The organism is Bacillus sp. TH25 (assembly GCF_016650935.1).
Taxonomy (GTDB): domain Bacteria; phylum Bacillota; class Bacilli; order Bacillales; family Bacillaceae_G; genus Bacillus_A; species Bacillus_A mycoides.
The window spans coordinates 1,154,120-1,165,108 of record NZ_JAEKEU010000039.1 but is presented as its reverse complement, the minus strand read 5'-3'; the positions used below and the strand labels follow the sequence as shown (position 1 = coordinate 1,165,108).

Below are 10,989 nucleotides of genomic sequence, written 5' to 3'. Positions count from 1 at the left end.
GGATTACCCATGATAATGTTTTCAATTTGATTTCTTATAGTAATAAAAAATTTTCTCCATGTAAGGTTTTCTTCTACTTCTACAATTTGCTCTAACTTTTCTAAAAAACCTTTTTTCTTAAAATACTCTTCATAGTGCCTTCTAGCTAGAGGATGCAAATTGTCACGCTTTATTTTTATCACCTTTCCATCTCTCCAATTCTTCCAAACGTGCCTTTAAATCTTTAATTTCACGTTCAACACTCATCATTCTAATAGACAATTTATCACTCAGCATCTGTGACAGTTTATTACGAATTAATGGTTCTCCAATCAAGTTTATCGTCTTTTCGATTTTCTTTTCATTTTGTAAAATTGTATTAATATCTTTATTTACAAGTAAATCTATAATTTCATTTATCTTTCTCTTAGCAAAAGTGCCGGTCACACCATCCTCCATAAAGAAAGAATGCGATAATAATGAATGGATATTTGCAGCAAAAGTTTGATGATAATCTTCTAATCCATCTACTACTACTGTTTTATCCCCTTCCTTTTTCAAAAAAATAATGTTCATACTTGGTAAATCTGATACCACAAATGGGGAATTTGAAGTAAGTATTATTTGGATATTCCTTTGCTTTAATCCAGCTTTATTTTTAAAAATTATAGAAAAATAATCTATTAAACTATTAATAATTTGACTTTGCCAATGAGGATGCAGATAAACCTCTCCCTCATCAATCAGAATTATTAGGTCATTTTCAGGATTTTCTTGTATATCTTTTAAGCTAAGCAAAAAATAAAAACGTGCATATATATTTAATAAAGCCATTTCTCCGCTACTCATACTTCTCCATGAAAATTTAAGGAATTCATGATTGATACATGCTTTTTCATAATTATATATAAATCTTTTAAGACTTTCTTTGTCTATTCCATTTGTATTATAGGTTAAATCAAGAATCATTCTACCATAATAAGGAGATACTTTATTAAAATCATATTTGTAGTATTGTATCATTAGCGAAGCCAACGCCTTTAACATATCAGAAAAGACAATCAACTCTTCATCCTTCTCACTAATTATTCTCGCAAGCTCTAAAATCCCTCTAATTAATTCAAAATATTTATTTCTATAATTGTTATTTAATTTATTATCATTAAAATCAAAGTGAATATCTATAAGCTTATGTCGGAATTCACTTCTTTCTATCTCATAAAGTATATGCCCAATTATTACCCCCGCAAACCGATTTACCTTGTATTCACCTCTTCCCTTAATATTAAACATCTTAAAATCCTTATTTCTCTTAAAGTTACCTAATTGTGAATAGAGATAACCATGTAATTCTGAGTGTTGTGACATATCCTCCAAAGGAACTATAGCTCCTCTAGTTGTGAATATATCCACTTGATTAGGTAAAATAAACGGTAACGGCAATTGATTATATGTGCCGGTCATCCCATAAACAAACTGAATTTGCCTTTTCATTTCCCCAAACTTATAATTAGTGCCTTCAGCCACTATACTTTGAACTTTTTTATAAGGAGTAGCAGCTAAATAATTTGTAGAAATATTTAACAATTTATTACTTGAATATTCATCTTTACAATCAAAAACATTAGAAAAATAAATTAGATTTGTATTAGTTAGATTTTCTCGAAATTCTTTCTGAGGTGTATATTCAAAATTAAAATTAATATTATCATCTAAAATAATATTAACTTTAAACTTTGCTGAATGAGATATATAATATTTTTTTCATCATCTATACATTCTCTAAAAATGCATATATACTCTTCTGCATTTTCCATATCTCTATTTCCAACTATTTTATCAGAGGCAGTCTCTTTTTCTCTAATCTTATCCTTAATAAACTCCAGTATACTAGATTTCCCAGCACCATTTTGACCAACAATAGCTGTAACATTTTGGATGTTAGCATTCGGCTCCTTAGATTCTAATACCCTATTAAAAAAGTCTTCGATATAATTCAAATTTTCTTTCACATAAATTCCATATTCATTTTCGTTCCTTATTTTACACTGATATCTATATTGATTATCAAAATTAAATCCCTGTTCATTTATTAAACCTTCTCTAAAATCTTTAATCCATATGTACGCTAATTCCAAATTAATCCCCTTCCTGTCAGTTCTATCACTATAATTATATAAGTAAATAAAAATAATAGATATTTTTTATTTGCTTATATAAAAAAGCCTCATCCGCAATTGCAGAAGAGGCTCTCATTTATCTGTCTTGCTATCTTCTTTTCAGCACGATCTATCATAGATTGTACTGTACTACATGTAATGCTTAGGTATCTAGCAATCTCTCTGTATGTTAAACAATATCCTCTAGACATTAAATATACTTCTTTCTCCCGTTCCGTTAACAATGATAAAGCATCCTCTAATCTAATCTTATCCCACTCACCAATTGCATGTTCTTGCTGATGATTGTCCCACTCATATAAATTATCATCCATGCTACGAAAATATCTTTGCATCAGTAATGGATCACACGCTCTTTCCCTCTGATATGCAGCTAACCTTTCAACCCCTCTGCGATTTCCCGGTCTTCTCGCTTTTTTCATCCATTCTAAGGAATAAGTAATGTCACTTATCATATCAGTGAGAATCTTTACATCTTCCTCTTTAGCATCCTTCTGTGCTTCCCTCAATTGTCTTAAAGTCGTGTTATATTGCTTAATCAAATCCTGCATAACCTATCCCCTCCTTATAAACAAAAAAGAACACCGTATATAGACTGTACTTCTCTACATAACAGTGTTCTTTTATTACTTTCATATTTAATTTCTACGCTTCTCTCACTACACAAGTGAATTCCACTTATACAGTCAGAGAAACGGAAAACCGTTCCTCATAGACACAAATCTGTAAGTGTAGCTGATGCTTCTAATTAGTTTGGTAAAGTTCAAGAGAGAAATAAAGTGTTGAGGTGCCCCACGCCTCTTTGAACCGAGGAAAGTATGATTAGCAATTGGACATTCGGAAGGAACATCCTCGGCTCAAAGAGAGGTGTAACCCTCTCCCCCGTTGGTCGGACCCTTACTTACGTTTATTCGTGAGTAAACTATAATTAATTGCCCTAGCCCGAGAAATTTAGATAAATCAAGAAACAACATACAGTACCATTTCCGTGGCAGTTCTTATGACACTTTTATATTACAATGATAATTATAAGGTTTCTTATCATATTTTTATCAGTTTATTGTTTAAAATTCAGCAAGATTTCATCGCATAAATAACATATTTCATGAAAGTTTTTCAGTGTTGTTAGTTATACTCTGACACGAGATAACTCTTCCATCTTATCAAACCACCTTTTGATTTCTTCATATACATTTAAGTCTTTTAGCTTATCGACTGTCATACGTGTAGCTATCGTACCATTTAACCAGCCTTTTATTGTCTCCTCTCTTGGAGCATTTGCAGATCCTAGCAAATGCTCATTACCCTTTAAAAACTCTTGAATTATTTTAGGAACATTTGTCTCCTGCCTTATATTCAATTCAAAAGAAACTTCTTCTGCAAATCTATATTTATCAAAAACAAACCTTTTTATTAGCTCAGGACATAAATAATTCTCCATTTCCCTTCTTTCAGTAACAAATAGCTCAGAATTATTATTCAAACCCGAGAGTTTTTCGCGAATTTGCCTAAAATCTTTATGATCTGCTTCTTTATCATCTTTATCCATTATATATATATACGGTAAATTAAATTCTTTTAAATAATGCTCAAAAACAAACTGTTTTAGACTTGAACACCCTCCTACTGGAAAAATAACAATCTCACTGTTTTCATCTAGTTGAAAACCTATTTCTCCTTCAGAATATAGTACCCTACTTATATGTTTTAAAAATGAAACGTCATTTTTACCCTCTACACACAAAAATACACTTGCTCTTTTATCTGGCAATATACCAAGTTGCTCAGCTATTTGTAAGTAAACTTCATCATTAGAATTTGTAATTCGTTTACTTTCTTTATTTTCTTCCGTTATATATCTTAATGAATCCACAGGAAGCATCTCTGCAATTGCAGGAACATGCGTTGTAATTAACACTTGATAATTTTGTTCGCCTGATAATGACATTAAAGTTTCTACTAACTTCCTTTGATTATTTGGATGTTGAGCGGTTTCTGGTTCTTCCACAGCTAATATAATATCTTTTTCTTGGGAATCACGTTCAGCTTGAGCACGAAAGAAATTCAATAGTATCAACCGTCTAACGCCACTTCCTCTTTTATTAATTGGAATTTCATTATCCCCATCTAACGTAAAGTTAAATATCTTATGCCATTCCGGTTCTTTTTTAGGTTGAGGAATTAATTGTTGAGCTAATTTCGGGTCCATTTCCTCCAATTTCCTTAAGGTATGATTTGCAACGTCCAATACTTCATCTTGGACTTTTTCTCTAATTCGTTCTAATTCAGGAGCAACTTGGTCTATAGCACTTTTAATTGCAAGCTTTAAGGGATTTTGAACCTCACTGTCTTCATCCCTACTTGGACGATCAGCTTGAAAAAGTGCATAGTGCGGTAAGAGTTTCCCAATCTTCGTATGTATTTCTTTTAAATTTTTGTTAGTACCACTTATCTCTAATAAATATTCCCTATCTCCAACATCAGGATTTTTATCACGCAAATGCATTCGAATAGCGTCTCTTAAAGAGACATTCGATGTTTTCGTATAAAGACTTTCATTAATATCTTGTTTTCTAGCTATCGCTTTTAAAGATAAATTATTAAAAGTAACCAATTCATGCATTTCCTGAATATCAGGAACTACTGTATTTAAAAATACTTTAGGTATAATTCTTACAGCTGAGCAATTATATACTTTTTTAATTTCTAACTCTCCATTACTATTCAATAGATATTCTCTGTTAAATGATGTGGGAACTGAATCATCAATTATAATACTTGATGGTAAATCACTAAAACAACATGTGATTGAAAAGCTAGTTCCCCCAGAAAATTTACAAACATCATTCGTATCTGGTTTTACAATTTCAGCATTAAAAAAATTTCTAAAGCTTCTAAAATTGTAGATTTGCCTGCATCATTTCTACCAATTAAAGTTGTAAAATTACTAATATCAATAACAACTTCCCCATGATAGGAACGAAAGTTTTCTAACTTAATAGTAGTTAATTTCATTTCCTTCCACCCCACTCAAAAATATGGATGATAATTCCAACGAAATTGTAACATATACTTTAAATATTTAGTAGAATCCCTTATTACGGAAATATGTTTTTAACTTCAAACATTTATCGTATAATTATTTAGAATTTATATTTTTTACGGAAGGAGATAAACAATTTGGATTTTGATTTTGATGAATTAAGCACTGGCGCATTAGAAATCATCAGTAAACATAAGAGGACAAACAATGAAGTAATTTATATTATAAGCATTAGAAAATATGATCTTTCCTGGCGCTTTCTTTCTGATGGTCAACCTACTTCAGATATTAATCATTTATCATATAATAATGGTGCACCTTGCCCAGTTTGTTGTAGTTCTAGCGCCCCTGCAATCTGCTCAGCAAATGACCTTATTAGAATAGCTTTTTATGAAAGTGTACGATTACAGGGACTTTTTATTTAATATGAAAAATAACCCTCCTTTTATACAGAGGGTTACTCTTCATGTCCTTAAAATATTTTTTCGTATCATTTACTATCCTTTCCCTCTACCTCAATTCCCAACTTATAAGCCAGCTCACACAATGCCTTATTCCTCTTCCTATAATAATCTGGTTGAGACATATTCAATATCCTACACATCTTTACCCAGCTAGGTTTCTCTTTCCCTAGATAAGCTAATTCAATTAGCTGCTTATCCCATGCATTCAATTTCTCTACGCCTTTTCTTATTTCTTGAATATAGTTGATTCGTTCTAAAGCTGTTTTACTCATGCTGATCACCTTATTATTTTGAACACAATTTATATCACTTTCATCTACACTTGATAAAAATAGATGATACTTTTTCAAAGCTTGAAGCACATTCTTCTTTGTCTGCTCTTTGTTAAGAACAGGTAGGGCAATATCCAACATACTCTCACTCCTTCACCATTTTCAAAAATGTATTCAACGGCATAACTACCAACCACGGTTTTCTATCCGCTTTTATCGCTAATGCATCTGGCTGTTCACGTTCATCCTCTAACCAGTTGTATAACGTCTTGAACCCTTCTTTCCTCGCTTTTACTTCCCACTCAAGACCTAAACCTTTCACATCATTTGAATACCCGTCCATCGCTCCTGAGAGCGGTACACGAGCACCGCCTATCAAACTAGCAAATTCTCTTTCACGTCTCATTCCTTTATCTCTTTGACTTTTTCCCATTTATAAATCTCCATTTCTTTAAAAGGATTATTTTATTAAAATCTTCATAAGCCATAACTTCGAATTCTTAGATCCAAATGAACCTCTAGACAAATACACCATATGCTAATTTAAATACTTTCTAGGAAAGCAGGTGAATACTATGCCATCAGTTGTAGCAAACCTTGTCGTACAAAATAGTGCTGGTTCTTTCAACTTAGGCGATTTTTATAACGTTTCTCCAAAAGAGAATACAAAATCTTATAATGGTTCAGGGGCATCAAATGTTGGTTTTGTTGTCAATACCTTTAGCGGTGTTAGTGCAACAAACACATTTGATGCTGATGTTGCAGACCAAAATCAAGTTGGGACAGCTTAAATTTATTCACTTCCTTCTCCCCCCTGAATAAAACTCAATATCCCGTCCATACTATAGATAACCCATCTTTAATGTACTGTAACCATTTAAATCTTCTTCAAGACTGAGCAGTTAGCTTTTGCTAGCTGCTCTTATTCTGTAAGTACATCTTTTTCAATTAGTTCTTCATCCTCCACAAGACCATTACGTACTTTATCAATTGCTTTATCTAGATCAGGTGCTTCCACAAATGCTTCATAAGATTTAGTTTCAGTAAATTCAACGCGATATCTTTTCAAATCCATTCCTCCTGAATAAAATTTAATAATTCGCAAATACTATACACAGGCGATAAGCCAGAACTCATTTAACTGTCCCTGTAGTTCTTCTCTTCTCTTCTCTGTATTAAGCAGGTAGCTTTTGCTAGCTGCTCTTTTTCTACATTTGGTTAAATTTACCTGATGTTTTCAACGTAATATTACGTTACGATATAAAAGAATAAAATATATTGAGCTGTTATACCATTACCCTAGGAAACTAGGGTTTTTGTTTCTACAAAATGAAATTTTTATAATAAACCTTCAATCTTTGCTATCGATTCAAATATTGGATAGATTTGTTGAGGTACTACTGCATTGCCTAAGAATCTCAATCTATCTTCGTCCAATCTTGTGGCAGTCCCATCATCCATTCCACAAACTGTGGGTTTATTTTCTTCCCAATATGTTCTGGAAAGTGTTCCCCGATTGATCCCGGTAATGTTTTTCCGTGGCTGCCGTTTGCTTCTGAAGGGCACAACTCTCGGATCGGCTTGTAATTTTGACTGGTCGTTGGAGTGGCCAACAATAAATGTCCGGTATCTTTGATGTGGCGCGCCGACACTGACAGCCGGTAATACGAATGTCCTTGTCGAGTAGTTTTCTCCTTCCAAGTCGGAGAAAACGGTGTCCAAGCCCATTGTGACGTGTCCAGCAACATTTTCTCCAATAAACCAAGTGGGTCTGAGTTCTCTAATGAGTCGGAAGACTTCTGGCCATAACCATCTTTCGTCTTCTGCACCCCTTCGCTTACCAACAAGACTTTCTCCCTGACAGGGATATCCTGCGGAAATAACTCCAATTGAATCAACGTCAACACCTCCCTCTATTAATGATTGTTTCGTAAGTTTATATAAATCCGGGAAAATAGGAATGTTAGGATAGTTCTTTCTAAGTACCTTCTGATTGAACCCTTCTATTTCACAAAAGGCTGCTGTTTCAATCCCAGCCCAATCCGCAGCCATGCTTATTCCTGCAATTCCCGAACATAGATCTAACATTTTCATTTCCCGGTCTCCTTTTGTTTACTCTTCTACAATTTCGTAATCATAAGAAATTTGTTCTCTAACGTACTGTTCAACTTCTCTATCTACCTTTTCCGGATCGTTTATTTCAATTTCTTCTGACGTAGTAACACCAAACGAATTCATTGTTACAACAACTTTCATTTCTCCGACCGCCTTTTCTATTAAAATAGCGTTTTTGTTCAAATCCTTCACGCCTCATGAAAAAATTACATATGGTATCACGTACTCTTTTACATTAAGAGTTTTGGTCCGAAGAGCACTTATATATGGTGCTCTTTTTGGTATGGAATGTGAAATAGAGGCTTGCTCTTAAAACCTTTTATGTAATTTTTATAGGTTTTTTCCTTACACCCGTGTGTCTGTTTACTCATAAGTTGTTAAAGTATAAATATAAATTGGTAGTTAATTTATAAGGGAGGTGTAAAAATGAGTAAATTTAAAAATAATTGTCACATACCCTTTCCATGTGCCTTTCCTTTGCCTCAAATAGGGCCTACTGGAATAACTGGAGCGACAGGATTTACTGGGCCAACCGGAATAACCGGAGCAACAGGACCTTCTGGTGGACCTCCAGGACCTACTGGACCAACCGGAATAACCGGAGCAACAGGACCTTCTGGTGGACCTCCAGGACCTACTGGACCTACCGGAATAACTGGAGCTACTGGACCTTCTGGTGGACCTCCAGGGCCTACTGGGCCTACTGGACCTACCGGAATAACTGGAGCAACAGGACCTTCTGGTGGACCTCCAGGGCCTACTGGACCTACCGGAATAACTGGAGCAACAGGACCTTCTGGTGGACCTCCAGGGCCTACTGGACCTACTGGAATAACTGGAGCTACTGGACCTTCTGGTGGACCTCCAGGGCCTACTGGACCTACTGGACCTACTGGAATAACTGGAGCTACTGGACCTTCTGGTGGACCTCCAGGGCCTACTGGACCTACTGGATTATCAGGAATTATTGGAGCTACTGGACCTCCAGGACCTACTGGACCTTCTGGAATAACTGGAGCAACCGGACCTTCTGGTGGACCTCCAGGGCCTACTGGACCTACTGGATTATCAGGAATTATTGGAGCTACTGGGCCTACTGGGCCTACTGGACCTACCGGATTATCAGGAATTGTTGGAGCTACTGGACCTACCGGACTTACAGTATCTGGGTTATCTCATTATGCTTATGTTTTCAATACAGCAGCTCAAGTTGTTGCCTTAGAAGCACCTATTCTTTTTAATTCACATGGTAGAATGACATCTGGTTTTACTCATACGCTGGGAACTTCTCAATTAATGGTTCTTAATGCAGGAGATTATAAAATTTCTTTTTCTGTATCAGGAGTTGAGCCTAATCAATTTGCCCTCTTTTTAAATGGGGCTCCCGTTACCAACTCCGTTTATGGATCAGGTGCAGGTACTCAACAAAACAATGGGCAAACAGTTCTCACTTTAGCCGCAGGTGATATTCTCACCCTTAATAATCATACTTCCGCTGCTGCAGTTACTTTGCAGACTTTAGCAGGTGGAACACAAACAAATATAAATGCTTCGATTGTAATTGAAAAATTAGATTAATTTTAAATAAAACTATTCTCAAAAATAGTTAATAATTCACTTTTGGAAGCTTCTTCAATAAATAATTTGAAGGGGCTTCTTGTTCATTAAATATATACATTAGTTTTGATAAGTGTTTCTACGATAAATTGAAGTTTTTATTCACACATTTCACCTTTTGTATAAGACAAACATAGACTAAATGTACAAGACATAATTTTTAATGGATCGTGTACAAAAAGTATTGATACACGATTTTTTTATTTATGAAAGTTGTTTACCAAATAACGCTTTGGTTAAAATTTTTGATTCTGCCATTCAGTAATACAAGCTGATTCAATTCCCTCAAATTCTTGTGTTTCTTCATCAAGATCAATGACAGAATAGCTAGGTACTACTAAAAATTCTTTTCCGCAAACGTTACAAGTAGGATTATCAAGTGCATAAACTCCTTTAATTGTGTCGGGATTTTGTAAATCAAAATCAGCATTTTCGAAAACTACAAGACCATTACACCCTTTAACGTTACATTTATGTGCTTCAATAGCCATTTCTCATTCCCCATTTCTTAATAAAATTCAAATTTGATTAATATCCGCTATCCTGTCTCTCAAAGTTTTCCGCATTCTTCTCCTTATATGAATCAATAACATCCTCATAAGTAAATCCATACAAATAGCAAATACGAAAGAAAATGCCAAACGCTCTTCTCAAATGCCCCATCGTTGTAGTTAAATCTCTGTACTGACACCATGCCCTTTTTGCAGTCAACACATCTTGCATATACCATTCGAACAGCATATTTACATTGCTCGTATCTTTTCTCATAATTGATTGCATACTGAACGTTGAAATGAGTTCATGTCTCCATGTACATTTATCTAATTCAATCACAATATTCATGAGAAAATGAAGACCATCAATTAACTCTTCTAATAGACCATTCTTAGGAACTCCAAATCCTGTACTCCACATCTTAAATGCTCGAGTTTCATTCCATGCTTCACTGATCTCCACCAGTAATGCACGAAACAACATATCCATTTTGTCATTTCCTTTATATCCAATTCGTTTATCCAATTCTTTTTGCATTTCAAATAGTTCCGTAATATCAAAGTTTTGTTTCTTCTCTTCGGGTGTAATTGTGTGTAACTGAATCATTATAAGTTCACTCCAAGTTTGTATTTTAGTAAGAATATAGTCACACTGATTAAAATCCAGCTGACTAAAATGATTGCCATTTCCTTTTTAAAGCTCACCCTTCTCCCTCCAACATTTCCACTAACTCCTCAAACGAGCATTCGAACAAATCTCGAAGCCCGTCCTTGGATTTATAAATACCTCTATCAATCAGTTGATCTATGATGTGTTGATGCAAA

At 34.4% G+C, this 10,989-nt stretch carries 14 protein-coding genes and 2 pseudogenes; 3 read left to right on the top strand and 13 right to left on the bottom strand.

Going from position 1 to position 10,989, the window contains the following annotated elements:
- From JFT89_RS30045 to JFT89_RS29960, 5 genes and pseudogenes are all read right to left on the bottom strand, one after another.
- A pseudogene (locus JFT89_RS30045) lies at nt 1-182 on the bottom strand (hypothetical protein); the annotation flags it as partial.
- Nucleotides 163-1,566, bottom strand: a complete 1,404-nt coding sequence (locus JFT89_RS29975) for an AAA family ATPase (protein WP_201041024.1) — start codon at nt 1,564-1,566, stop codon at nt 163-165. The pseudogene JFT89_RS30045 and the gene JFT89_RS29975, both read right to left, overlap by 20 nt.
- 125 nt (nt 1,567-1,691) lie before the next feature.
- Entirely contained in the window at nt 1,692-2,117 is a 426-nt protein-coding gene (locus JFT89_RS29970) for an AAA family ATPase (RefSeq protein ID WP_201041022.1), read from the bottom strand.
- A gap of 89 nt (nt 2,118-2,206) precedes the next feature.
- Entirely contained in the window at nt 2,207-2,710 is a 504-nt protein-coding gene (locus tag JFT89_RS29965) for a sigma-70 family RNA polymerase sigma factor (RefSeq protein WP_201041020.1), read from the bottom strand.
- Nucleotides 2,711-3,291: 581 nt separating this feature from the next.
- Nucleotides 3,292-5,184: pseudogene (locus tag JFT89_RS29960) on the bottom strand (AAA family ATPase); the annotation flags it as partial.
- 155 nt (nt 5,185-5,339) lie between these two features.
- Between JFT89_RS29960 and JFT89_RS29950 the strand changes: the two are divergent.
- Nucleotides 5,340-5,627, top strand: a complete 288-nt coding sequence (locus JFT89_RS29950) for a hypothetical protein (protein WP_201041016.1) — start codon at nt 5,340-5,342, stop codon at nt 5,625-5,627.
- A 65-nt stretch (nt 5,628-5,692) separates the two neighbouring features.
- Here the strand turns inward: JFT89_RS29950 and JFT89_RS29945 are convergent, their stop codons facing one another.
- Together JFT89_RS29945 and JFT89_RS29940 are read right to left on the bottom strand one after the other, a co-directional pair.
- Entirely contained in the window at nt 5,693-6,079 is a 387-nt protein-coding gene (locus JFT89_RS29945) for an ArpU family phage packaging/lysis transcriptional regulator (protein ID WP_201041014.1), read from the bottom strand.
- Between the two features lie 4 nt (nt 6,080-6,083).
- Entirely contained in the window at nt 6,084-6,371 is a 288-nt protein-coding gene (locus tag JFT89_RS29940; protein ID WP_201041012.1) for a hypothetical protein, read from the bottom strand.
- A 142-nt stretch (nt 6,372-6,513) separates the two neighbouring features.
- Here JFT89_RS29940 and JFT89_RS29935 point away from each other — a divergent pair, with 142 nt between their 5' ends.
- Nucleotides 6,514-6,729 (top strand): spore germination protein, encoded by a 216-nt coding sequence (locus JFT89_RS29935; RefSeq protein WP_002066656.1) that lies wholly within the window; start codon nt 6,514-6,516, stop codon nt 6,727-6,729.
- A 131-nt stretch (nt 6,730-6,860) separates the two neighbouring features.
- Here the strand turns inward: JFT89_RS29935 and JFT89_RS29930 are convergent, their stop codons facing one another.
- From JFT89_RS29930 to JFT89_RS29920, 3 genes are all read right to left on the bottom strand, one after another.
- Nucleotides 6,861-7,007 carry a hypothetical protein gene (locus tag JFT89_RS29930; protein ID WP_002191402.1) on the bottom strand — a complete coding sequence of 49 codons (147 nt, stop codon included), beginning with the start codon at nt 7,005-7,007 and terminating at the stop codon, nt 6,861-6,863.
- A 269-nt stretch (nt 7,008-7,276) separates the two neighbouring features.
- Nucleotides 7,277-8,032: a DNA cytosine methyltransferase gene (locus tag JFT89_RS29925; protein WP_201041010.1), complete on the bottom strand. Its 756-nt coding sequence runs from the start codon at nt 8,030-8,032 to the stop codon at nt 7,277-7,279.
- 18 nt (nt 8,033-8,050) lie between these two features.
- The gene (locus JFT89_RS29920) at nt 8,051-8,236 is read right to left on the bottom strand and encodes a hypothetical protein (RefSeq protein WP_201041035.1); all 186 of its coding nucleotides are present in this window, start codon (nt 8,234-8,236) and stop codon (nt 8,051-8,053) included.
- Nucleotides 8,237-8,479: 243 nt separating this feature from the next.
- Here JFT89_RS29920 and JFT89_RS29915 point away from each other — a divergent pair, with 243 nt between their 5' ends.
- On the top strand, nt 8,480-9,631 hold the full coding sequence (locus tag JFT89_RS29915) for a BclA C-terminal domain-containing protein (protein ID WP_201041008.1): 1,152 nt from the start codon (nt 8,480-8,482) through the stop codon (nt 9,629-9,631).
- A gap of 275 nt (nt 9,632-9,906) precedes the next feature.
- On the opposite strand, the gene JFT89_RS29910 is transcribed toward JFT89_RS29915, so the two are convergent.
- The 3 genes from JFT89_RS29910 to fbpA form a co-directional block, all read right to left on the bottom strand.
- Nucleotides 9,907-10,161: a hypothetical protein gene (locus JFT89_RS29910; protein ID WP_201041006.1), complete on the bottom strand. Its 255-nt coding sequence runs from the start codon at nt 10,159-10,161 to the stop codon at nt 9,907-9,909.
- A 37-nt stretch (nt 10,162-10,198) separates the two neighbouring features.
- Complete coding sequence (locus tag JFT89_RS29905; protein ID WP_201041004.1) at nt 10,199-10,771, bottom strand: dUTP diphosphatase; 573 nt, start codon at nt 10,769-10,771, stop codon at nt 10,199-10,201.
- A gap of 94 nt (nt 10,772-10,865) precedes the next feature.
- Nucleotides 10,866-10,988, bottom strand: a complete 123-nt coding sequence (fbpA, locus tag JFT89_RS29900; RefSeq protein WP_080118618.1) for a Fur-regulated basic protein FbpA — start codon at nt 10,986-10,988, stop codon at nt 10,866-10,868.
- Between the last annotated feature and the right edge of the window lies 1 nt (nt 10,989).